This window comes from Saccharothrix mutabilis subsp. mutabilis (genome assembly GCF_039521145.1).
GTDB classification, from domain to species: Bacteria; Actinomycetota; Actinomycetes; order Mycobacteriales; family Pseudonocardiaceae; genus Actinosynnema; species Actinosynnema mutabilis.
In genome coordinates this window covers 54,202-77,833 of the sequence record NZ_BAAABU010000001.1, presented here as the reverse complement: position 1 = coordinate 77,833, position 23,632 = coordinate 54,202, and the positions used below count along the sequence as shown (strand labels likewise).

Here is a 23,632-nt window from a genome sequence, read left to right as displayed (position 1 = left end):
GAGCGACAAGGCTTCACACGGCTCCGCACGGGTACCCGAGGCGCATGACTGCGACCCCTCCCGACCCAGACCCGGCCACCACCCCCGGCCTCGAACCGGGCGGCGGCGTGGCGCCGGGCGACACCCCTCCGGACTCCGGTTCGACCACCTCGGGCCTGACCCACCACGAGCCCCAGCCCTCGCGCGCCCGCAACATCATCGCCCTGGTCATCGTGTTGATCATGACGGTGATGGTGGTGGGGTTCATCGTCGGCCAGATCATGGGCTGGGCGAACCTGTTCTAGGGCTTGAGCGGCGGGCTGGCCGGCACGCCCTCGCCCCGGCCCAACCCGCCGAACAGCTCGGCCAGCACGGTGCGGGCGTTGTGCCGGGGCGTCCACCCCAGCTCGTCGCGGGCCCGGCTCACGTCCAACAGGGGCGCGGTCAGCGCCAGGTCCACCCACCCGTGCGAGGTCGGCTGCAACCGGGCCAGCCAACTGACCCGAGCCGCCGTGCGCAGGACCACAGGCGGGATCGGCACGTGCTTCGCCTTCATGACCTCCGCCAACACCTGAGGTGTCACCACAGGCTCGGACGCGAGGTTCACCGCCCCCGGCAGCTTCTTCCGCAACACCAGCGCCAACGCGTCCGCCACGTCGTCGCTGTGCACGAACTGGAGCACGAAATTCCTGGGCAACGGCAGGACCGGCACCCCGGCTCTGAACAGCACGCGCGGCACGAACGGCCCCAGGAAATAGCGCTTGATCTCGGTAGCCGCATCCGGCTGGAGGATCAACGCCGGCCGCACCCGGGTGACCGTCAACGTCGGATGCTCACGCTCGATCCGGTCCAACTGGTGCTCCACAGCCGCCTTGTGCCGACTGTAGTAAGACGACGAAACGCCATCGGTAGGCCAACTCTCGTCCTTCAGCCCGTCCTTGACCGCCGGCGAATAAGCGCCAACCGACGACATGTGCACCAGGTGCGGCACACCGGCCTTCACAGCGGCCCGGAACACCCGGTCACTCCCGGCGACGTTCGTCCGGAACATCTCCGGCTCGTCGTGACTGGGCTGGATCTTCCACGCCAGGTGCACCACCGCGTCCGCCCCGCGCAGCACCTCGGCCATCGGCTCCTCGGCTCCCGGCTTGGACAGGTCCACCGGGGTCCAGTCGATGTCGTAGGGCGGCTCGGGGTCCGGCGGCCGGCGGGAGACGCCGTGCACGGTCGTGTCCGGTTCTTCGGCGAGCCTGCGCAGCAGGGCGGTGCCCACGTTGCCGGTGGCGCCCGTGACGACGATCCTCATGCCGGACCGGTTACCCACGCGGGAGCCGGGCGCAACCCACGGGAGGGCACGGGTGTTCGCAGCGGCGGGGTGGGGACTGGTGGCCGGTTCGGCGTTGCTGGTCGGGGCACTGGTCGGCTACCTGGCAAGGGTGCCGCGCGGGGTCATCGCGACCGTGATGGGCTTCGGCAGCGGCGTGCTGATGTCGGCGGTGGCGTTCGACCTGATAGCCGAGGCCCACAACCTGGGCGGCCTGCTCCCCACCGCGGGCGGCGCGGCAGCCGGCGCGGCCGTCTACACCGCCGCGAACGCCTACCTGGCAAGCCGAGGCGCCCGCCACCGCAAACGCTCGGGAAAGCAGCCCAGCGAATCCGAACAAGCCGGTTCAGGCACAGCAATCGCCATCGGCGCACTGCTGGACGGAATCCCCGAATCGGTAGTCATCGGCGCAAGCATGATCGGCGGCGGCGGAGTAAGCGCGGTGACGGTAGCGGCGGTCTTCATCAGCAACGTCCCAGAAGGCCTCTCCAGCGCAGCCGGCATGCGCCAGGCTCACCGCAGCAAAACATACGTATTCGGCCTGTGGACCGCAATCGCATTGATCAGCGGCCTGTCGGCCCTCCTGGGAAACGCACTGCTAACGCAGGCCGACCCAACCTGGCTGGCCGGCATCACGGCGTTCGCCGGCGGGGCAATCCTGTCCATGATCGCCGACACCATGATCCCGGAAGCCTTCGAAGACGCACACCTACTGGTAGGCCTGTCCACCGTAGCCGGCTTCCTAACCGCCTTCGCCCTCTCCCACACATGACCACCCGCCAAGCGCGGCAGTCCACCGGAGGGGACACACCCCGACCCGGGCTTCTTGCTTGTGTCATCTCCGTATGGCCCGCCCGAAGGGCTACCACATTTTTGACCGGGTGCGGCCGAAATTTTGTGAGGAACGAGCAAAATTTTAGCGGCACCCGGTCAAAAATGTGGTCGGCTTTGCCGGGCCATGCGGAGATGACACAAGCAAGAAGCCCCCGCCTTGGCAGTTGTGTCCATCTTCGGTGGCTCGCCCGCCGGCGAGGCTCTTTTAAGCTTTGAACTCACGCTTCACCGCTCAAGCCCCCGCTTCGCGGGTCCAAACGCAACGCGCTCCGCGCTCGCAAGCTCGAACGCGCTCCGCGCTTGAGAACGCGCCCCACCCCAGCGCTCATCCCCCAGCCGGAGCCGGAATCGGATTCTTCGCCAACGCCTCAGCCGCCGCATACAGATTCGACGCCATAGCCTTCCCCGTAGACACCGACCACTCATGCCCGTGATCGGTGTCCGCAAAGGAAGGCCCCGGCCCAGGCCCCATGTTCCAATACGTCCAAGCCTGCCCCGGCACCGTGTACCCGATGTCGAGCAACGCCCCCGACACCTCGCTGATCACGTGGTGCGCCCCGTCCTCGTTCCCGGTCACCACCACGCCCGCCACCCTGTTGTACGCCACCGGCCGGCCCTCGTCGTCCTTCTCCGAGATCATGGCGTCCATCCGCTCCAGCACGCGCTGCGCCACCGACGACGGCCGGCCCACCCACGTCGGCGTCGCCACGACCAGGATCTCCGACCGCAGCAGCTCCTCGTGGATCGCGGGCCACTCGTCGCCGTCACCCAGGTCGGTGACAACCCCCGGTGGCACGTTCCGGTCCACTACCCGGATCGGGTGAACGTCCACCCCGCGCTCCCGCAGGGCGTTCTCCACCACCGCCGACAGCAGCTCGGTGTTCGACCGCTCGGGCGACTTCTTCAACGTGCAGTGCAGCACGACCGCCCGCATCACGACCTCCCGAGCGCCGCGCGGATCAGGTCGCGCGCCCGGTCCATCAGCGCCACGGGCGGGCCGAGCAGCATGTTCGCCGCGGGGGACTCGATGCCGGGGTGCGGCCGGGTCGGTGCGATCTTCTCCGCCGCCCGCACGGCCTTGGCCAGCGCCCGCAGCCGGTCGCCGTCGTACTCGGCGCGCAGGCGCGGGAACTCCTCCTGCTCCTCGTGGTTGGCGTGCGCGAGCACGTCGTCGCGCAGCTGGGCGAGCAGGGTGTCGAAGCCCTCGGCGTCCGGTCCGATCTCGTCCAGCGTGGTGAGCAGCTCCTTGGCCCGCCGCTCCTCGGCCACGCGGGCGTCCACGACGGCGTCGCCGCCCTCGCCGCGCCGGGCGGCGGGGTGCACGATCTCCTCCTCCGCCGTCTCGTGCACCGCGAGCAGCCGGACCAGCCGGCGGAACGCGTCCTTGCGCTTGTCCCCGTGGGCGGTCTCGACCTCGTCGAACAGGGCGCGGATCTCGCCGTGCTGGCGGACGAGCAGTGCGATCACGTCTTCTTGGTCGTTCATGCACGGTGGGTTACCCACGAACGCACCACCGAACCGGCGACGGCCGGCACCCCGAAGGACACCGGCCGCCCACCGCAACGCCGCTCACCCGCAGACGCCGCCCACCCGCAACGCCGCCCACCCGCAAACGCCGTCCTCCCGCAACGCCGCCCACCCGCAAACGCCGCTCACCTGGAACGGCGACGCTCACCGGTGCACGGTCAGCTCCCGCGCCGCGGCGTACTGCTCGCGCACCACCGGCGTCGGGTCGGCCTCGAACAGCTCCGAGGTCAGCTCCGACCACACCGGCGGCGAGTCCGCCCCGCTCACCGCCCAAGCCGCCTGCCGGGCGGCCCCGTCGGCCACGTACTCACTCGTGGCGGGCAGCACCACGGGGCACCCGAACACCGCCGGCGCGATCGCCCGCACCGCCGCCGACTGGGCGCCGCCGCCGATCAGCAGCACCCGCTCGACCGGCGTCCCCAGCGCCCGCAGCGCGTCGATCGCGTCCGCCAGGCTGCACAGCAACCCCTCCACCGCCGCCCGCGCCAGGTGGGCCGGCGTGGCGGTGTCCAGGCGCAACCCGTGCACCGCGCCGGTCGAGTCGGGCTTGTTCGGCGTCCGCTCGCCCTCCAGGTAGGGCACCAGCACGAGCCCGCCCGCCCCGGCCGGCACGCTCAACGCCAGCCGCGACAGCTCGTCCAGCGACACCCCGAGCAACGCCGCGGTGGCGTCCAGCACCCGCGACGCGTTCAGCGTGCACACCAGCGGCAGGAACCCGCCCTCGGCGTCGGCGAACCCGTTCACCGTCCCGCTGCCGTCGGCCACCGGCGCGACGGCCCGCGCGAACGCCGTCCCGGAGGTGCCGACCGACACCACCACGTCACCGGGCCGGGCCTGCACGCCCAGCGCGGCGGACGCGTTGTCCCCCGCGCCGACGCCGAACCGGCCCGCGACCAGCTCCGCCGGACCCAGCACCGACGGCAGCACCGGCACCTTCCCGAGCGCCAGCTCCAGCAGGTCCGCCCGGTAGTCCTCTGTGGACGGTGACCAGTACCCGGTGCCGCTGACGTCGCTGCGGTCCGTGGTCAACGTTTCCAAGGACGCGCCGGCCGGAGCGGACCCGCCGGCCAACCGCCAGGTCAGCCAGTCGTGCGGCAGGCACACCGCGGCCGTCCGAGCCGCGTTGGCAGGCTCGTTGCGCGCCAGCCACCGCAGCTTGGTCACGGTGAGCGAGGCGACGGGCACGTTGCCCACCGCCGACGCCCACTCCGCGCGCCCGCCCAGCTCCTCGACCAGGTCCGCCGCCGCGCCCGCCGACCGCGTGTCGTTCCACAGCAGCGCCGGCCGCACGACCTCCCCGGCCGAGTCCAGGCAGACCATCCCGTGCTGCTGCGCCGCGACGGACACCGCCGCCACGTCGTCGATCCCGCCGGCCGCCCGGAACGCCTCCTGGAGCGCGTCCCACCACGCCGCCGGGTCCACCTCCGTGCCGGCCGGGTGGGCCGCCCGGCCCTCCCGCACCAGCGCACCGGTCTCGGCGTCGCGCACGACCACCTTGCAGGACTGGGTGGACGAGTCGACGCCCGCGACGAGCGTCATCCGCGAGCGCCCAACAGGTGCTCCAAGGCGAGCTGACCGAGGTGCACGAACCCGTAACCCCTCTCCACCGCCGGCGTGATGTCGTCGTCGCCCTTGATGAAGTCCACGATGGACTCGCCCTCGCCCAGCGTCGGCTCGGACAGCTCCAGGACCCCGCTGGCGCGCAACGCCTCCTGCACCTCCGGGTCCGCCCGGAACGCCGTCGCCCGCTCGCGCAGCAGCTTGTAGGTGCGCATGTTGGCCGCCGCGCTGGCCCACACGCCGTCGACGTCCTCGGTGCGCAACGGCTTGTAGTCGAAGTGCCGCGGGCCTTCGTAGCCGCCGTGCTCCAGCAGGTCCACCAGGAAGAACGCGGACAGCAGGTCGCCGTGGCCGAACACGAAGTCCTGGTCGTAGCGCGGACCCTTCTGCCCGTTGAGGTCGATGTGGAACAGCTTGCCCTGCCACAACGCCTGCGCGATGCCGTGCACGAAGTTCAGGCCCGCCATCTGCTCGTGCCCGACCTCGGGGTTCACGCCGAACAGCGACTCGTGCTCCAGCGTGGAGATGAACGCCAGCGCGTGCCCGATGGTGGGCAGCAGGATGTCGCCGCGCGGCTCGTTCGGCTTGGGCTCCAGGGCGAAGCGGAAGCCGTAGCCCTGGCTCTCCGAGTGCGCGGCGATGGTGTCCAGGGCCTCCCGGTACCGGTCGAGGGCGGCGCGGACGTCCTTGCCCGCGTCCACCTCCGAGCCCTCCCGGCCGCCCCACAGCACGATGGTCTGCGCACCCAGCTCGGCCGCCAGCTCCAGGTTGCGCAGCACCTTGCGCAGCGCGAACCGCCGCACGGTGCGGTCGTTGCTGGTGAAGCCGCCGTCCTTGAACACCGGGTGGGTGAACAGGTCCGTGGTCACCATCGGCACGACCAGGCCGGTCTCGTCCAGGGCCGCGCGGAACGCGGCGACGCGCCGGTCGCGCTCCACCGCGTCCGCGCCGAACGGGATCAGGTCGTCGTCGTGGAACGTGACGCCCCACGCACCCAACTCCGCCAGCTTGCGCACGGTCACCGGCGCGTCCAGCGGGGGGCGGCTCGCGTGGCCGAACGGGTCGCGACCCTGCCACCCGACGGTCCACAGGCCGAAGCTGAACTTGTCCACGAGGGCACCTCCAATAAGTTTGATGCCTGAACTTATCGCACGATGCCGCTATCCTCCAGTGGTGTCCCGACCGCAACCCGCGAGCCAGCACACCGTGCGACGGCACAACTCCGCTCTGGTGCTGGACGCGATCACCACGCACCCGGGCTCGTCCCGCGCGGCCGTCGCGACCCGGACGGGCCTGACCAAGGCGACCGTGTCCAGCCTGGTGGACCGCATGATCGCGGCCGGCCTGGTGGTCGAGGGCGAGGCGCAGGCCCGCCCGGGCCCGGGTCGGCGGGGCACCGCGCTGCACCCCTCCCCGGACGGCCCGCACGGCCTGGGCGTGGAGATCGGGGTGGACTACGTGGCCACCTGCCTGGTCGACCTGACCGGCCGGGTCCGCCACCGGGCGCTGCGCCCGAGCGACAACCGCACGTCGTCCCCGGCCCGGGTGCTGACCAAGGCCGCCACGGCGATCAAGGCCGCGCTCAAGCGCAACGTGCCCATCGGCGGGGTGGGCGTGGCCGTGCCGGGCCTGGTGGAGACCGCGACCGGCATCCTCCGCGTGGCCCCCAACCTGGGTTGGGAGGAGGTGGACGTGCGGGGCGAGCTGCGCTCGCGGGTGGCCCTCGACGTGCCGGTCCAAGTGGGCAACGAGGCGAACCTGGCCGCGCTCGCGGAGCTGTGGCACGGCCACGGCGACCAGGACTTCGTGCACGTCTCGGGCGAGATCGGCATCGGCGCGGGCATCGTCGTGGCGGGCGCGCTGTTCGACGGGGTGCGCGGGTTCGGCGGCGAGATCGGCCACCTCCAGGTGGACCCGAACGGCCCGCCCTGCCCGTGCGGCGCGCGCGGCTGCCTGGAACGCCTGGCGGGCCAGGACGAGATCCTCAAGGCCGCGGGCTGCCCCACCTTCGACGACCTCCTCGCCGCCCTCGACGCCGGCGACCCGTCGGCCACCGAAGCGGTGTCCGAAGCGGCGCGCTGGCTGGCCACGGCCCTGACCGGCGCGGTGAACCTGCTGGACCTGCCCACGGTCGTCCTGGGCGGCACCTACGCCCGCCTGGCCCCCTGGCTCACCGAGACCCTGCGGACCACCCTGCGCGACCGCGTCCTGGGGGCGCGCTGGTCCCCCACCACCGTCCTGACCTCGACCCTCGGCCCGGAAGCGGCGGTCCGGGGCGCGGCGAGCACCGCCGTCCGGGCGATCCTCGCCGACCCCGACCCGTACATCACCGCCGCGCAGGCCTGAGCCCCCCGCCGTTCAGGCCTGCGCCGCGCGACCACCGCGCGGTCCTGAACCGCGCGACCACCGCGCGAGCCGCCCGCCGAACCCGAACACCACCCGACCAAACGCGAGCAGGTCTCGCGCACGGGCACACTGGAAGGTGTCCTGGACCGGTTCACCCGGATGCGCGCGCCCGAAGCGGACTCGTCCAGGGTGTTGATCTGAAAGCCTGGACGGCGCCCCGTCGTCTCGGGGACCTTGGTCAGGGGGTGAACCGGTGCCGCGTGGAGAACGTCCGCTGGACGTGGGTGACAGCCCGCTGCTCAAGTTTGCGGCGGACCTGAGGTCGCTGCGGGACAAGGCGGGCGGGTACAGCTACCGCCAGCTGGGGGCCCGCGCCCACTACTCGGCCACCACGCTGTCCGACGCGGCGGGCGGCCGGAAGCTGCCCACCCTCGCCGTCACCCTCGCCTACGTGCGCGCCTGCGAGGGCGACGTCGCCGAGTGGGAGGACCGCTGGCACAGGGTCGCCGCCGAGGTGCTGCCCACCCCGCAGCCGGCCGCCGACGAGGGCCACCCGCCCTACGCGGGCCTGGCCGCCTACGGCACCGAGGACGCCGAGTGGTTCTTCGGCCGCGACCACGTCCTGGAGGACCTGGAGAAGCGCATCGCCGCCCGCCGGTTCGTCGCGGTGTTCGGCGCCTCGGGCGCGGGAAAGTCCTCGCTGCTGCGCGCGGGCCTGGTGCCCAGGCGAGCGGACCGGACCACCGTCACCACCCCGTCGGAGCGCGGCTTCACCGTCACCGACCTCGACCAGGACCTGCTGATCGTCGACCAGTTCGAGGAGCTGTTCACCCTCTGCCCGGACCCCGACCAGCGCGCCGCCTTCATCGACGCCCTGCTCACCGCCGAGTGCCGCGTGGTCGTGGGCGTCCGCGCCGACTTCTACGGCCACTGCGCCCAGCACCCGGCCCTGGTCAAGGCCATCACCGACGGCCAGCTCCTGCTCGGCCCGATGGGTCCGGAGGAGCTGCGGCAGGTCATCATGCAGCCCGCCGTGAAGGCGAACTGCACGGTGGAGACCGCGCTGGTCTCCCGCCTGATCGCCGACGCCACCGGCCAGGCCGGCGTGCTGCCGCTGCTCTCCCACGCCCTGCTGGAGACCTGGCGCCGCCGCCGCGGCACGACGCTCACCCTCGCCGGCTACGAGGCGGCGGGCGGCATCCAGCACGCCATCGCCCAGACGGCCGAACGCACGTTCACCTCGCTGGAGAAGCAGCAACGCGCCCTGGCCCGCCAGGTCTTCCTGCGGCTGACCGCCCTGGGCGACGGCACCGAGGACACCAAGCGCCGCCTGCCCCGCGCGGAGCTGGACGACGACGTGGACGTGGACGTCGTGCTGGACCGCCTGGCCCACGCCCGCCTGCTGACCCTCGACCGCGACACCGTGGAGATCTCCCACGAGGCCCTGATCCGCTCCTGGCCGCGGCTGCGCAACTGGCTGAGCACCGACCGGGACGGCCTGCGCACCATGCGCCAGCTGACCGAGGCGGCGGCCACCTGGGACTCCCTGGACCGCGACCCGGACGCGCTCTACCGGGGCTCCCGCCTGGACACCGCCCTGGAGTGGACCACCCGCGACGGCGTGCGCACCAGCACCACCGAGCGCGACTTCCTCAAGGCCAGCCAGGACGCCCGCAACGAGCAACGCCGCCGCGACCACCGCCAGACCCGCCGGCTGCGCCAACTGGTGGCGCTGCTGCTGGTGCTGCTGCTGTTCGCGGGCAGCGCGGTGGTGCTGGCCATCCGCGCCCAGAAGCAGGCCGCCCAGGAGCGCAACCTGTCCGTGGCCCGGCTGGTGGCCAACGAGGCCCAGAGCAAGCGCGCCACCGACCGCCGCACGGCCAACCAGCTCATCATCGCGGCCTACCAGCTCAGCCACACCGACGACCTGCGCGACCAGGTGCTGAGCTTCCACGCCTCGACCAGCGCCGACCTGGTCAGCCGGTCGGTCTTCCCGACCGGCCCGGCCACGGGCCCGGACGGCACGGCGCTGCCCAACGCCCGCGTCCCCGTCCCGGCCGACGACCACGTCTTCCGCCGCCTGGGCGGCTTCCTGACCCCGCGCAACACCGTGACCAGCCTGGTGGTCACCGACAGCCAACAGGCGTTCGCCACCACGGCGGAGTCCCCCGACGCCCAGATCTGGGACATCACCGACGCCCGGTCCCCGGTCCTGGCGCACACGTTCAAGCAGCCGCTGATCCACGCCGCGTTCTCCCCCGACGGCCAGACCCTGGTCACCGTCGAGAGCCCGGCCCTGGTGCGCCTGTGGGACGCCTCCAACCCGTACCAGCCGGTCCTGCGCGGCACCATCACCACCCACCCGCGGGCCGTCAACGCCATCGTGTTCTCCCCGGTCGGGGGCACCACCCTGGCCACCATCGACAACCAGAGCACGGTCCGCCTCTGGGACATCGCCAACCCCGCCGAACCGCGCCAGGTCGGCGAGCTGGACGACGGCCAGGACGTCACCACCGCCGCCCTCGACCGGGACTCGACCACCATCGCGGTCGCCGGCCGCTCGGGCACGATCCGCCTGTGGGACCTGCGGGCCAACCCGTGGAACCCGACCCGGCTCGCCGACTTCGACGCCCATCGGGACCGCGTCACCGCCATGGGCTTCCGCCGCGACGGCGCGGCCCTGGCCAGCGCAGGCAAGGACGGCACGGTCCGAATGTGGGACCTCGCGTCCCGGCAGCACCCCACCCAGCGGGGCCGGATCAGCGGCAACACCGACAGCATCTACGCGGTCGGCTTCGGCGACGCGCCGGACTGGGTGATCACGGCGAGCGCCGACGGCACCAGCCGTTCGTGGGAGTTCAACCTGGACCTGGCGATCGCCAACATGTGCGAGACCGTCGGCCAGCCGCTGACCCCGGACGAGTGGCGCCGCAACTTCAACGGCATCCCCTACAGCCCGCCCTGCTCCTAGCGGGACCTCACCCGCTCGCCTGACTGGCGGCCCCCGCGCGCCGGTCCGATAATCACCGTGTGACCACTCCCCGTGACGAGGACCGCACCGACGCGATCCCCACCTCCCCGATCACCGGCGCGCCGCCACCGGTCGGTCCGACGTCCGTGGACCGCCACCCGGAGAGCCGGCTCGACCCGGACACCAGGCGCGCCCCGGAACCCGCGCCCGGCAAGCGCGTGAAGATCAAGTCGACCCGGATCAGCGGCACGTGGGTCGCCGTCCTGGCCTCGATCGTCGTCCTGGTCTTCCTGCTGATCTTCATCCTGCAGAACGGGACCGACGCCACCATCCACTTCCTGGGCATCGCGACCACGCTGCCGCTGGGCGTGGCGCTGCTGTTCGCCGCCATCGGCGGCGCGGTGATGGTGGCCCTGGTCGGCGCAGCCAGAATCCTCCAGCTGCGCCGCCAGGCCAAACGAGGGCTCACGCGCTCCTGATCGCTAAGCCGAACAGGACGCACCGTTGAGCGTGAAGCCGGTGGGTGTGACGTTGCTGCCCTGCCAGCTCGCCTGGAATCCGAACTCCACCGAACCACCCGCCGCGATGGTCCCGTTCCAGCCCTCGTTGGTCACCGTGGCGACAGCGCCGCTCTGCGACGCCTTGCCGTTCCAGGCGTTGGAGATCACCTGCCCGCTGGGGAAGGTGAACCGCAACGCCCAGCCCTGCACCGCGCCCACGCCCCGGTTCGTGATCTTGACCGAGGCCGTGAACCCGCCAGCCCACTGGCTGGAGACCTTGTACTCGACGTGACACCCGACCGGCACACCAGTCGTCGTGGTGGTCGTCGTCGTGGTCGTCGTAGTAGTGGTCGTGGTCGTCGTGGTGGACGTCGTGGGCGGCGCTCCGACCGGGTCGGCGTAGAGGACGCCGCGCCCGTTCGTGCCCAGGTAGACCCGCCCGTACACCCTCGGGTCACCGGTGATCGCCTCGCCCATGTTCCCGTACTGGTGCCGGTCGTCGTTGATCCGGACCCAGTTGGCGCCCACGTCGTCCGAGCGGTAGACGCCGGTAGCGCCACCCAGGCTCAGCACCGCGAACAACGCCGGGTACGCGCGACCGGGAGCGGCCTTGCCGAACCCGATGTTGACCGCCGAGGCGACCCCGCTCACCTTGGTCACGGTCGCGCCGCCGTCGACCGACCGGAACAAGCCGCCTTCGCCGGCCAGCCACAGCTCGCCTTCCCGGCCCGGCACGGCGTGCAGCTTCGCCGCCGACACCGCCGCCCCGGCCGTGAACGACGCCCCACCGTCCACACTGGAGTACACCCGGCCGCCGGCCAACGCGTAGAACCGCCGCGGGTTCACCCGGTCCGACTCCACGACCGCACCGGTCGGCACCCCCGCGGACGGCGTCCACGAGTTCCCGAACCCGACCGCGTGGTGCACCGCGGCCCCGGCCGGGCTCCACACGAACCGCGAGCCGTCCGCAGCCGCCGCGACGGTCCCGCCACCGGTGACCCCGCCCGGTTCGGAACCGGCGAACCAGTTCGCGCCGCCGTCGGTCGAGAACGCCACGTGCGCGGCGCCGTCCACGTTGCCCGACCGGACCATCACCGCCGGCGAGGTCTCCGCGTAGTCCAACGACGTCGTCGAGGTGAAGTTGGGCTGCTGGAACATCATGGCCGGCACCTTGGTCAGGTCCGTGTGCCGGAACCCGCCGATGTCACCCAGCCCGCTCACCAGCGGCGCGCCGCTCGGCGGGCTGACCAGGTCCAGCACGGCCGTTTCCTCCAGACCGCCCACCACCGGCTTGATGGTGATCTTCCCGCCGGCGTCCCACTTGGTCAGGTCCGTGGTGCCGTAGATGGTGGCCCCGGTGCCGTAGAGCATCCGGTCGGAGTCGAACGGGTCGATCTCCATGGACTCGACCATCCACCCCAGCTTGGGCGTGACCTCGGGCGGCTGCGGGTTGGCGCCCCACGTCAGCCACGGCGCGGCGGAGACGTCCAGCTCGTAGCGGAAGCTCCGGTTCGGGTAGGACGTGAAGTCCCACGCCCGGGTCCACGTCGCGCCGCCGTCGGTGGACCGGAACAGGATCACGTCCGGCCACCACGAGATCTGCGAGGCGACCATGAGCACGTTCGGGTTCTGCCGGTCCACGGTCAGGCCGGAGTACCCGTAGTAGGCGTCGGGGCTGTCCGAGGGGACCGGGCTGATGCGGGTCCACGTCCCGCCGACCGTGTCGAACTTCCACACGTCGCCCTTGCCGCCGTCGTACGGCCCGCCGGTGTCGCTGGTGGCGATGACCAGGTTCGACCCGGCGAGGACGCCCTTGTGCGCGATGAACCCGGTGGGCTGGCCGGGCAGCCGGCTCCACGTGGCCCCGCCGTCCACGCTGCGGTAGACGGTGTTCTGCTTGTCCGCCACGCCCACGTAGATCGTCCGGCTGGCGCCGCCCGTGGAGGACCGCGGGTCGAACGTCACCCACACGACGCCCTGGATGTCGTTGAGGTAGCCGTTCGGGTCGGCGGGGTCGGCGACGTAGTCGCCCGGGTTGGGGAAGGAGTCCACCCGCGCCCAGGTCGCCCCGCCGTCGGCGCTGCGCCACAACCCCTTGCCGCTGGGCGCGCCGAAGTACAGCACCCGCCCGTCGTTGGGGTCGACCGCGAGCCGCTCCCCCATGCCGCGGCCGGGCATGTTGCCGCCGACCTTGAACGGCAGCTCGGCGACCTGCCACGTGGCCCCGCGGTCGCCCGACCGCAGGATCGCCCCGTTGCCCGGGTCCCAGCTGTTGGTGTACATGCCGACGGCGGCGTAGACCTTGTTCGCGTCACGGGGGTCGGGGGCGATCGACGCGACGCCGTTCCACCCCCACCGGTCCCAGCCGACCCAGTCCAACAGCGGGATCCAGCGCCCGGACGCCTTGTCCCACCGGTACGCGCCGCCGATGTCGGTGCGGGCGTAGACGAGGTCCTTCTCCGCCGGGGAGAACACGATGCCGGGCACGAACCCGCCGCCGGCGATCTCGACGTTCTTCCAGTCGTACCGCTGCTCCGGGGCGGCGGTGGCGGGCCTGGCCTGGGTGGACACCAGCACCAGCCCCACCGCCGCGCACACCGCGGCGGCCACGGCCACGAGCCGCTTCACCACGAGTCGGGGTGCCATCTCCTCAAGCGCTCCTTTGCGCGGGGATCAGCCGAAGCGGACCACGATGGCGGTCAGGTCCACAGGGGTCGGTGCGGGAGCCGGACGTTCTGGGAGCGCTCCCAGAACCACACAGCCGAACGGTAACGCCCCCGTCGCGCAACGTCAACAGGCGCGCGGCGGCCCTACTTCGGCCTGACGACGACTTGGGCGCGCTCGACCCGACCCGCGCGGCCCACCTCGGCCTGACCACGACCTCGGCGCGCTTGACCCGACCCGCGCGGCCTGCTACGGCCCGCTGGAAGCCGCAGGTCGGGTCAGGCGCTGCCGCGCTTCACCATCGACGTGGGCAGCAGCAGGAACGGCGGCAGGTTCTCCTCGCCCGCCAGTTCCGCCATCAGCCGCCACGTCATGGTCCGGCCCAGCTGCTCGACGTCCTGCCGGATCGTGGTCAACGGCGGCACCGCGGTCGAGGCGATCATCAGGTCGTCGAACCCGACCACGGCGACGTCCTCGGGCACCCGCTTCCCGTGCGCGTGCAGGGTCTGGAGAGCACCCAACGCCATGATGTCGGCCGCGACGAACACCGCGTCGATGTCCGGCGACCGCGACAGCAGCTCCTCCATCGCCGCCGCGCCGCTCTCCGGGGTGAAGTCCCCGTAGGCGACCAGGTCGACCGGCAGCCGGGCCTGCGACATCCCGCGCTTCCACCCGGACAGCCGGTCCATGCCCACGGCCATGTCCCGCGGGCCGGCGATGGTCGCCACCCGCCGCCGGCCCAGCGACGCCAGGTACCGCGCCGCCTCCATGGCCCCGTTGAAGTTGTCCGAGTCCACATAGGGCACGCCGCCGGCGCCCAGCGGCCTGCCGCCCACGACGGTCGGCAGGCCCGCGTCGGCGAGCGTCCTGGGCAGCGGGTCCTGGCCGTGCAGGCTGATCACCAGCACGCCGTCGACGTGGCCGCCGCACAGGTAGTTCACCAGGTCCTGCTCGTCGCCCTCCTTGCTCATCATGAGGACGAGCTGGACCCGCTTGCCCGCCAGTTCGGCGTGCACGCCGCGCAGCACGCCGGCGAAGAACGGGTCCGCGAGCACCCGGCTGCCCTGCTCCGACACGACCAGCGCGATGCAGTTCGCGCGGCTGCCGGCCAGGGTGCGGGCGGCCTGGTTGGGGCTGTAGCCGAGGCGCGTGATGGCCTGGTGCACGGCCTCACGCGCCTTCGAGCTGACGTACGGTTCGCCGTTGATCACCCGTGACACGGTGGACTTGGACACCCCGGCGGCCCGGGCCACCTCTTCGAGCCGGGTGTTGGGTCGGCGCGCCTTGGGCGGGTCAACGGCATCGGTCACGAGGCGGCCGTCGCTGCGAGCGCGTTGCCCCGGGCAACCTTCGAGTACCACATGGCGCTCATCTTAGGTGTCCGCACCTGCGTCTCGTAGTCGACATGCACGATCCCGAACCGCTTGGCGTAACCCTCCGCCCATTCGAAGTTGTCCATCAGCGACCAGGCGAAGTAGCCGCGCAGGTCCACGCCCTCCTGGATGGCCTCCCACGCCGCCCGCAGGTGCCCGTCGATGTAGTTGAGCCGGTCGACGTCCTCGATCGAGCCGTCGTCGCCGATGGCGTCCGGGTAGGCCGCGCCGTTCTCGGTCACGTACAGCGGGATGTCGGTGTACTCCCGCGCGACCCGGACCAGCACCTTCTTCAGCCCGTCCGGCTCGACCTCCCAGTCCATGTCGGTGCGGGGCAGGCCCCGGCTGGGGAAGGACACGTGCTCCGCGCCCACCCACGGCGACCCGGTGGCCCGCCTGCCCTCGGCGACCGGGGCGGCCGGCGCCGGGGTGCCGCTGACGAAGTGCTCGGCGTAGTAGTTCACGCCCAGCTGGTCCAGCGGCGTGGAGATGATCTCCAGGTCGTTCTCCCGGATGTGCTTGGTGAACCCGTACGGCGTCAGGTCCTGCACGACGTCCTCCGGGTACTCGCCCTTGAACAGCGGGTCCAGGAAGATCCGGTTCTGCAGCCCGTCCAGCCGCCGGGCCGCGTCCAGGTCGGCGGGGTCGTCGGGGTCGGCCGGGATGATCGGGTACATGTTGAGCGTGATGCCGACCTTGGCGTCGGTGGACTGCGCGCGAATCGCTTCGACGGCGAGCCCGTGCCCGAGCAGCAGGTGGTGCACCGCGGCGACGGCGGCCTCCGGCTCCTGCCGGCCGGGCGCGTGGACGCCGGCCGCGTAGCTCAGGAACGAGGAGCACCACGGCTCGTTCAACGTGGTCCAGTTGGCCACCCGGTCGCCCAGCGCGCCGACGACCGACTCGGCGTACTCGGCGAACCGGTACGCGGTGTCCCGGTTGGTCCAGCCGCCCTTGTCCTCCAGGGCCTGCGGCAGGTCCCAGTGGTAGAGCGTGAGCCAGGGGGTGATCCCCTTGTCCAGCAGCGCGTCGACCAGCCGGGAGTAGAAGTCCAGGCCGGCCTGGTTGACCGGGCCGGCGTCGGGCCGCACCCGCGGCCACGCGGTGGAGAACCGGTAGGCGTGCAGGCCCAGGTCGGCCATCAACTGGACGTCGGACTCGACGCGGTAGTAGTGGTCGGCCGCGGGCTCACCGGTGTCGCCGCCGACCACGGCCCCCGGCACCTCGCAGAACGTGTCCCAGATGGACTTGGTGCGACCGTCCACGGTGGTCGCGCCCTCGACCTGGAACGCCGCGGTCGCGGCGCCCCAGACGAAGCCCTCGGGAAAGGAAATCGACTCCACAGCTACCCCTTCACAGCACCCTGCATGATCCCGGCGACGATCTGCCGCCCGAGTACGAGGAACACGAGCAAGATCGGGACCGTGGCCAGCGTGGTCCCGGCGAGCACGAGCGAGTTGTCGACGTAGTAGCCGCTCTGGAGCTTCTCCAGGGCCACCTGCATGGTCGGGTTCTCCGCGTTGAGCGCGACCAGCGGCCAGAGGAAGTCGTTCCAGGACATCATGAACGTGAAGACGCCGAGCATGGCGGCGGCCGGGCGCACGGCCGGCAGGCACACGTGCCAGAACGTCCGCAGCAGGCTGCACCCGTCCATGCGGGCGGCCTCGATCAGCTCGTCGGGGACGGCGTCCACGATGTACTGGCGCATCCAGAACACGCCGAACGCGGTGATCAGGTTCGGGACGATGACCGCGCCGAGCGTGCCGGACCAGCCGAACTCGGCCATCGCCATGTAGAGCGGGATGATCCCGAGCTGGGTCGGCACCGCCAGCGTGGCGACGACGAACACCAGCAGCGGGCCGCGCCCCTTGAACCGCAGCTTGGCGAAGGCGAACCCGGCCAGCGTCGACAGCAGCACGACCGACAGCGTCACCGTGCCGGAGACGATGACGCTGTTGCCCAGCGCCTTCCAGAACGGGATGGTGTCGAACACGCGTGCCGCGTTGGTGAAGAACTTGCCGCCGGGCAGCAGGGGTGTGTCGGCGGCGTCGTCGTTGCTGGCCACGACGAACGACCAGTAGAACGGGAAGGCCGACCCGAGGATGAAGGCGGTGAGCACCCCGTAGACGCCGAACCCGGGCCGTTTGGCCGGCGAGGACGGGCCCTTGCGGGCGCGCGTCGCGGTGCTTTGCTTCTGGAGCATGTCAGCCCTCCCCGGTGCCGGCGAGGCGGCGGGTGAGCAGGAAGTTGATCCCCGCGATGGCGATGATGATCAGGAACAGCACCCAGGCCATCGCCGAGGCGTAACCGAGGTCCTGCGACTGGAAACCCGACTGGTACATGTAGAGCACGACCGTCTGGTACTGGTTGGTCGCGCCGCCGTTGCTGCTCCCGGCGGGGGCGAACAGCTTGGGCTCGGTGAAGATCTGCAACCCGCCGATGGTCGAGGTGACGATCACGAAGATCAGCGTCGGGCGCAGCAGCGGCAGGGTGATGCTGAAGAACTGCCGGGCCCGGCTCGCGCCGTCCACGATGGCGGCCTCGTAGACGTCCCGCGGGATGGCCTGCATGGCGGCCAGCACGATCAGCGCGTTGTAGCCCGTCCAGCGCCAGTTGACCATGGTGGCGATGGCGACGTGGCTCCACCAGCGGTCGGCCTGCCAGTCGATCTTGTCGATCCCGAAGAAGTCCAGGACGTTGTTGACCATGCCGTACTGCGGGCCGAACAGGTCGCCGAAGATGATCGTCAGGGCGACGAGGCTGGCCACGTAGGGCAGCAGGACACCCATGCGCCACGCGGTCCGGGCGCGCAACGCGGTGTTGAGCAGCACCGCGAGCAGCACCGCCACCACGACCTGCGGGCCGCTGGAGAGCACGAAGATGCTCAGCGTGTTGACCAGCGCGTTCCAGAACTGGTCGTCGGTGGCGAGGGTGACGTAGTTCTCGACGCCGATGAACGGCGTCTCGTCCGCGCCCAGCTCCCAGTCGAACAGCGACACGTAGGCCGTGTAGACCAGCGGGAACAGGCCCGTGATGGCGAACAGGACGAAGAACGGGGCGATGAACAGGTAAGGCGAGTACTTGACGTCCAGGCGCGTGAGGCGGTGCCGCCACGGGAGCTTGACGTCCTCGTCCGCGCGCCGCGGCGGGCGGGGCTCGACGCCCCGCCCGCGCGCGACCGTGAGTTCGGTGGTCACTTGGCAGCCTTCTTGGCTCCCTCGACGACCTGCTGCCAGCCCTCTTCCGCGGTCTTGCCCTGCTCGACCGCCTGGAGCGCCGGCGCGATCACGTTGTCCTGGATCTCGCCGTCCTTCGGGCCCTTGTACTGGGCGCCGGCGACCTTGTTGGCCTGCTCGGCGAACAGGAGGCCGACCTTCTCACCGCCGAAGTAGTCGTTGGTCTTGTTGAGCAGCTCCGGCGAGATCAGCGCCTGGGTCTGGCTGGGGAAGGTGCCCTTGGCGACGAACGCCTTGATCTGCTGCTCGGGGGCGGTCAGCCACGCGGCGAGCTTCGCGGCCTCCTTGGCGTTCTTGCTCTGCTTGGGCACGGTCAGGTACGAGCCGCCCCAGTTGCCGCCGCCGCCGGGGAAGGCGGCCGTGACGGCCCAGTGGCCCTTGTGCTCGGGGCCCGCGTTGCCCTCGATCACGCCCAGCATCCAGGACGGGCAGGTCTTGGTGGCGAAGGCCGACTGCTTGAAGCCGTTCTGCCACTCCGGGCTCCACGCGACGAGCTTGGCCGACTGGCCGCGCGCGACCGCGCCGGTGACCTGCTGCCAGATCTTCTTGTCGTCGTTGGTCTCGATCACGAGCTTGTCGTCGCGGTCGAAGTAGCCGGTCTTGGCCTGGTTGTGCATGGGGTTGAAGATCTGCGCGGCCGAGTCGAACCACGGCTTGCCGGTGGCCTTGACGTACTTGTCGCCGGCCTCGAAGTAGGCGTCCCACGTGGCGAACAGGGCCTTCACGCCCTCGGGGTCGCTGGGCAGGCCGGCGGCCTCGAAGAGGTCCTTGCGGTAGCACATGGCCAGCGGGCCGATGTCGGTGCCGTAACCGATGAGCTTGCCGTCCTTGCTGGTGACGGCGTCGGTCTTCCACTGGAGCCAGCGGTCGGCGCGCACGTCCGCCGGGCCGATCTCCTTGAGGTCGTTGAACTGGCCGGACTTGGCCATGACCTGGCTGAGGTAGCCCTCTTCGACGGCCTCGATGTCGGCGAGCCCGGAACCCGCGCCCAGCTTGGTGAACAGGTTCTGGTGGTGGGGGTTGCCCTGGCCGGTCTTGCGGTGCGTGATCTTGACGTTCGAGTTCGCGGCCTCGTACTCCTTGAACAGTTCCTCGTACCCGAACTCGTTGAACGTGGCGACGGTCAGCTCGACCTTGCCGTCCGGGGACGCGCCGGAACCCCCCGAACCACATGCCGCGGTGACTGCGGCGAGCACTGCGGTGCAGGCCACGACCTTGGCCAAGCCCGCTCGACGGTTGCGCACGAGAACTCCTCAGTTGATCGGCGGTGACGTTCTGGGAGCGCTCCCAGGTTTCGGCGAGTGTGGTTCTCCCCACGCACACGTGTCAAGCACTCGTGTCCGCGCTGTTACCTACGTGGCAAGGAAGACCGACGGGACTATCCGGACGAATCCGCACAGAGACGGACTCGGTACGCAGCGCAACGCCGTGGAGCGCTCCCAGACGGCCCCGGGACTGGTGCTCCAACCGGCGGCCACCATTCCTCCGGACACCCGCCGGGCGCCTGTGGCGCGAGCAACACGGCTATTCGCGGTGACGTGGCCCGAGCGCTCGATCGGGCGGCCCTTCGCGCGGGGCGGGACGTTTCCGGGATCGGAAAAGTAGTGCGTGTGACCCCTAGAAACACGTGCGGCGCGCACCGCAAAGGATGCGCGCCGCGACGTGGAAATACTTCAGCGACCGTCTTCCAAGTCGCCTTCGGTCTCCAGGTAAACCGCCTTCAAGGCGTCCAACGTCTCCTGTTCCGGGTGTTCCCACATCCCCCGGTCCGCCGCCTCCAGCAGCCGCTCCGAAATGCCGTGCAACGCCCACGGGTTCGACTCCGAGAGGAACTTCCGGTTCTCCGGGTCCAGCACGTAGCTCGCGGCCAATTGCTCGTACATCCAGTCCGCCACCACGCCGGTGGTCGCGTCGTAGCCGAACAGGTAGTCCACGGTCGCGGCCAATTCGAACGCGCCCTTGTAGCCGTGCTTGCGCATCGCGGCGAGCCAGCGCGGGTTGACCACGCGGGCGCGGAAGATGCGGTTGGTCTCCTCGTGCAGCGTCCGGGTGCGGACGGCGTCCGGGCGGGTGCTGTCGCCGACGTAGGCGGCGGGGGCCTTGCCGGTCAGCGCGCGGACGGTGGCGACCATGCCGCCGTGGTACTGGAAGTAGTCGTCGGAGTCGGCGATGTCGTGCTCGCGGGTGTCGATGTTCTTGGCCGCCACCGCGATCCGCTTGTACGCGCTCTCCATGTCGGTGCGCGCCTCGACGCCGTCCAGCTCGCGGCCGTAGGCGTAGCCGCCCCACACCGCGTACACCTCGGCGAGGTCGGCGTCGTCGCGCCAGTTGCGGCTGTCGATCAGCGGCAGCAGGCCCGCCCCGTACGCGCCCGGCTTGGAGCCGAAGATGCGCAGGGTGGCGCGGCGGCGGTCGCCGTGCTCGGCCTCGGCCGCTTGGGCGTGCGCCCGGACGTAGTTGTCCTCGGCGGGCTCGTCCAGGGCGGCGACGAGCTGCACGGCGTCGTCCAGCAGGGCCACCACGTGCGGGAACGCGTCGCGGAAGAAGCCCGAGATGCGGACCGTCACGTCGACGCGCGGACGGCCCAGCTCGTCCAGCGGGATCGGTTCCAGGCCCGTGACGCGGCGGGACTGGTCGTCCCACACCGGCCGGACGCCCATCAGCGCGAGGACCTCCGCGATGTCGTCACCGGCGGTGCGCATCGCGCTGGTGCCCCACACCGACAGGCCCACCGACGGCGGCCACTGCCCGTCGTGGTCGGCGCGGTAGCGCTCCAGCAGGGACTCCGCCATGGCCTGCCCGGTCTCCCAGGCCAGCTTGGACGGCACCGCCTTGGGGTCCACGGAGTAGAAGTTGCGGCCGGTCGGCAGCACGTTCACCAGGCCGCGCAACGGGGACCCGCTCGGCCCGGCCGGGACGTACCCGCCGTTGAGCGCGTGCAGCGTGTTGGCCAGCTCGTCGGTGGTGCGCGCCAGCCGCGGCACGACCTCCAGCGCGCCGAACTCCAGGATGCGCGCCACGTCCTCGTCGTCGGTCAACGTCCGCGCGGCGGCCGGGTCCCAGCCGGCGTCCTCCATCGCCTGCACCAGCGCGCGGGCCTCGGCCTCGACGGCGTCCACCGAGGTCCGGGTGGAGTCCTTGAGCCCGAGGGCCTCGCGCAGGCCGGGCAGCGCGGCGACCTGGCCGGCCCACATCTGCTTGGCCTGGAGGATCGCGAGCACCAGGTTGACGCGGGTCTCGCCGGTCGGCGGCTCGCCCAGCACGTGCAGGCCGTCACGGATCTGGACGTCCTTGACCTCGCACAGCCAGCCGTCCACGTGCAGGATCAGCTCGTCGAACTCGGCGTCGTGCGGCCGGTCCTCGATGCCCAGGTCGTGGTCGAGCTTCGCGGCCTGGATCAGCGTCCAGATCTGGGCGCGGATGGCGGGCAGCTTCGCCGGGTCCATCGCGGCGATGTTGCCGTGCTCGTCCAGCAACTGCTCCAGCCGGGCGATGTCGCCGTAGCTGTCGGCGCGGGCCATCGGCGGCACCAGGTGGTCGACCAGGGTGGCGTGGACGCGGCGCTTGGCCTGCGTGCCCTCACCCGGGTCGTTGACCAGGAACGGGTAGACCAGCGGCAGGTCGCCCAGCGCGGCGTCCGGGCCGCAGCCGGCGGACAGGCCGACGGCCTTGCCGGGCAGCCACTCCAGGTTGCCGTGCTTGCCGACGTGCACGACGGCGTCCGCGCCGAACTCCGACTCAAGCCACCGGTACGCGCCCAGGTAGTGGTGGCTCGGCGGCAGGTCCGGGTCGTGGTAGATGGCGATCGGGTTCTCGCCGAAGCCGCGCGGCGGCTGCACCATGACCACGACGTTGCCCGACCGCAGGGCGGCCAGCACGATCTCGCCGTCCTGGTCCCGGGAGCGGTCCACGAACAGCTCGCCGGGGGCCTGCCCCCAGTGCCGCTCGATCTCCTCGCGGGTCTCGTCGGGCAGCGTGGCGAACCACTCGCGGTAGGCGGAGGCGGCGATGCGGACCGGGTTGCCCTGGACCTGCTCCTCGGTGAGCCAGTCGACGTCCTGGCCGCCGGCGGCGATGAGCGCGTGGATCAGGGCGTCGCCGTCGAGGTCGGCGACGCCGGGCAGGTCGTCGCCGATGTCGTAGCCGTTGTCGCGCAACGCCTTGAGCAGCCGCACGACGCTGGCCGGGGTGTCCAGGCCGACCGCGTTGCCGATGCGGGAGTGCTTGGTCGGGTAGGCCGACAGCATGACGACGATCTTCTTGTCGGCGTTGGGGATGTGCCGCAGCCTGCCGTGCCGCACGGCGATGCCCGCCACGCGCAGCGCGCGCTCGGGGTCGGCGACGTAGACGGTCAGGCCGTCCTCGTCGATCTCCTTGAAGGAGAAGGGGACGGTGATGATCCGGCCGTCGAACTCGGGGATGGCGACCTGCGTGGCGGTGTCCAAAGGGGACAGTCCGTCGTCGTTCTCGTCCCACGCGGCGCGGCTGGAGGTCAGGCACAGCCCCTGGAGGATCGGGATGTCCAGCGCCGCGAGCGCGCCCACGTCCCACGCGTCGTCGTCGCCGCCGGCGGACGCGGTGGCGGGCTTGGTGCCGCCGGCCGCGAGCACGGTGACCACGAGGGCGTCGGCCTTGCCGAGTTCGGCGAGCAGCTCGGGCTCGGCGGTGCGCAGCGACGCGCAGTAGACCGGCAGCGGCCGGCCGCCCTTGGCCTCGATCGCGTCGCACAGGGCGTGCACGAACGCGGTGTTCCCCGCCACGTGGTGCGCCCGGTAGTACAACACCGCCACCACGGGACGCCGCGACAACTCCTCCGGCGACAAGGCGGCCGAATCGTCGGTGGTCGGTGCGACGATCGAAGCGGGGGCCGGAGGCCGCTCCAGCACGCCCCAGTTCGGCGCGGCGGTCGGCGGGTTGAAGCCGAAACCGGTCAGCAGGACGGTGTCGGACAGGAAGTTGAACAGCTCCGCCAGGTTCGCCGGACCGCCGTGCGCCAGGTAGGCGTGCGCCTCCGCGCACACCCCGCCCGGCACGGTGGACAGCTCCATCAGCGGGGCGTCCGGGTTCTGCTCACCACCCAGCACCACGACCGGGCGCGGGCCGGCCAGCAGCCAGTCGAGGCCCTCCTCCCACATCCGGCGACCGCCGAGGATGCGCACGACCACCAGGTCCACGCCCTCGACCAGGGCGGGCAGGTCGTCCACGGTGAGCCGGGCGGGGTTGCCCAGCCGGTAGTCCGCGCCGCTCGCGCGAGCGGACAGCAGGTCGGTGTCGGAGGTCGACAGCAGCAGGATCACGTGCGGGCTCCATCCCTCGGGGGT

General features: G+C 71.5%; 17 protein-coding genes. 5 read left to right on the top strand and 12 right to left on the bottom strand.

The window, feature by feature from the left end; translation table 11 throughout:
- Positions 1–44: 44 nt before the first annotated feature.
- Positions 45–284 (top strand): DUF6480 family protein, encoded by a 240-nt coding sequence (locus ABD126_RS00335; protein ID WP_343931489.1) that lies wholly within the window; start codon positions 45–47, stop codon positions 282–284.
- Here ABD126_RS00335 and ABD126_RS00330 read toward each other — a convergent pair.
- Positions 281–1,285, bottom strand: a complete 1,005-nt coding sequence (locus ABD126_RS00330) for an NAD-dependent epimerase/dehydratase family protein (protein WP_343931488.1) — start codon at positions 1,283–1,285, stop codon at positions 281–283. The two genes, ABD126_RS00335 and ABD126_RS00330, sit on opposite strands and share 4 nt — an antisense overlap.
- Between ABD126_RS00330 and ABD126_RS00325 the strand changes: the two genes are divergently transcribed.
- On the top strand, positions 1,284–2,075 hold the full coding sequence (locus ABD126_RS00325; protein WP_343932168.1) for a ZIP family metal transporter: 792 nt from the start codon (positions 1,284–1,286) through the stop codon (positions 2,073–2,075). The genes ABD126_RS00330 and ABD126_RS00325 overlap by 2 nt on opposite strands.
- A 387-nt stretch (positions 2,076–2,462) precedes the next feature.
- Here ABD126_RS00325 and ABD126_RS00320 read toward each other — a convergent pair whose 3' ends face one another.
- The 4 genes from ABD126_RS00320 to xylA all read right to left on the bottom strand — a co-directional run bounded on the left by ABD126_RS00320 (position 2,463) and on the right by xylA (position 6,336).
- A complete protein-coding gene (locus tag ABD126_RS00320) occupies positions 2,463–3,071 on the bottom strand; it encodes a flavodoxin family protein (protein ID WP_343931487.1) in 609 nt (202 codons plus the stop codon).
- Positions 3,071–3,622 carry a hemerythrin domain-containing protein gene (locus ABD126_RS00315; protein ID WP_343931486.1) on the bottom strand — a complete coding sequence of 184 codons (552 nt, stop codon included), beginning with the start codon at positions 3,620–3,622 and terminating at the stop codon, positions 3,071–3,073. Before ABD126_RS00315 ends, ABD126_RS00320 begins: the two co-directional genes overlap by 1 nt.
- A 186-nt stretch (positions 3,623–3,808) precedes the next feature.
- Entirely contained in the window at positions 3,809–5,203 is a 1,395-nt protein-coding gene (locus ABD126_RS00310; protein WP_343931485.1) for a xylulokinase, read from the bottom strand.
- Positions 5,200–6,336, bottom strand: coding sequence for a xylose isomerase (gene xylA, locus ABD126_RS00305; protein ID WP_343931484.1), 1,137 nt, complete (start codon positions 6,334–6,336; stop codon positions 5,200–5,202). The genes ABD126_RS00310 and xylA overlap by 4 nt, the downstream gene beginning before the upstream one ends.
- A gap of 61 nt (positions 6,337–6,397) precedes the next feature.
- Here xylA and ABD126_RS00300 point away from each other — a divergent pair, with 61 nt between their 5' ends.
- The 3 genes from ABD126_RS00300 (at position 6,398) to ABD126_RS00290 (ending at position 11,020) form a co-directional block, all read left to right on the top strand.
- Positions 6,398–7,570, top strand: coding sequence for an ROK family protein (locus ABD126_RS00300; RefSeq protein ID WP_343931483.1), 1,173 nt, complete (start codon positions 6,398–6,400; stop codon positions 7,568–7,570).
- Positions 7,571–7,823: 253 nt separating this feature from the next.
- A complete protein-coding gene (locus tag ABD126_RS00295) occupies positions 7,824–10,541 on the top strand; it encodes an nSTAND1 domain-containing NTPase (RefSeq protein ID WP_343931482.1) in 2,718 nt (905 codons plus the stop codon).
- A gap of 59 nt (positions 10,542–10,600) precedes the next feature.
- Positions 10,601–11,020 carry a LapA family protein gene (locus ABD126_RS00290; RefSeq protein WP_343931481.1) on the top strand — a complete coding sequence of 140 codons (420 nt, stop codon included), beginning with the start codon at positions 10,601–10,603 and terminating at the stop codon, positions 11,018–11,020.
- Positions 11,021–11,023: 3 nt separating this feature from the next.
- Here ABD126_RS00290 and ABD126_RS00285 read toward each other — a convergent pair whose 3' ends face one another.
- The 7 genes from ABD126_RS00285 to cobN all read right to left on the bottom strand — a co-directional run bounded on the left by ABD126_RS00285 (position 11,024) and on the right by cobN (position 23,608).
- Positions 11,024–13,687 (bottom strand): cellulose binding domain-containing protein, encoded by a 2,664-nt coding sequence (locus tag ABD126_RS00285; protein WP_343931480.1) that lies wholly within the window; start codon positions 13,685–13,687, stop codon positions 11,024–11,026.
- Positions 13,688–13,983: 296 nt separating this feature from the next.
- The gene (locus ABD126_RS00280; protein WP_343931479.1) at positions 13,984–15,015 is read right to left on the bottom strand and encodes a LacI family DNA-binding transcriptional regulator; all 1,032 of its coding nucleotides are present in this window, start codon (positions 15,013–15,015) and stop codon (positions 13,984–13,986) included.
- Complete coding sequence (locus tag ABD126_RS00275; RefSeq protein ID WP_343932167.1) at positions 15,012–16,409, bottom strand: GH1 family beta-glucosidase; 1,398 nt, start codon at positions 16,407–16,409, stop codon at positions 15,012–15,014. Before ABD126_RS00275 ends, ABD126_RS00280 begins: the two co-directional genes overlap by 4 nt.
- Positions 16,410–16,420: 11 nt before the next feature.
- Positions 16,421–17,278, bottom strand: a complete 858-nt coding sequence (locus ABD126_RS00270; protein ID WP_343931478.1) for a carbohydrate ABC transporter permease — start codon at positions 17,276–17,278, stop codon at positions 16,421–16,423.
- 1 nt (position 17,279) lies between these two features.
- The gene (locus ABD126_RS00265; protein ID WP_343931477.1) at positions 17,280–18,272 is read right to left on the bottom strand and encodes a carbohydrate ABC transporter permease; all 993 of its coding nucleotides are present in this window, start codon (positions 18,270–18,272) and stop codon (positions 17,280–17,282) included.
- Positions 18,269–19,555: an ABC transporter substrate-binding protein gene (locus ABD126_RS00260; RefSeq protein WP_425542710.1), complete on the bottom strand. Its 1,287-nt coding sequence runs from the start codon at positions 19,553–19,555 to the stop codon at positions 18,269–18,271. The genes ABD126_RS00265 and ABD126_RS00260 overlap by 4 nt, the downstream gene beginning before the upstream one ends.
- Before the next feature lie 429 nt (positions 19,556–19,984).
- Positions 19,985–23,608: a cobaltochelatase subunit CobN gene (gene cobN, locus ABD126_RS00255; protein ID WP_343931476.1), complete on the bottom strand. Its 3,624-nt coding sequence runs from the start codon at positions 23,606–23,608 to the stop codon at positions 19,985–19,987.
- Positions 23,609–23,632 lie beyond the last annotated feature (24 nt).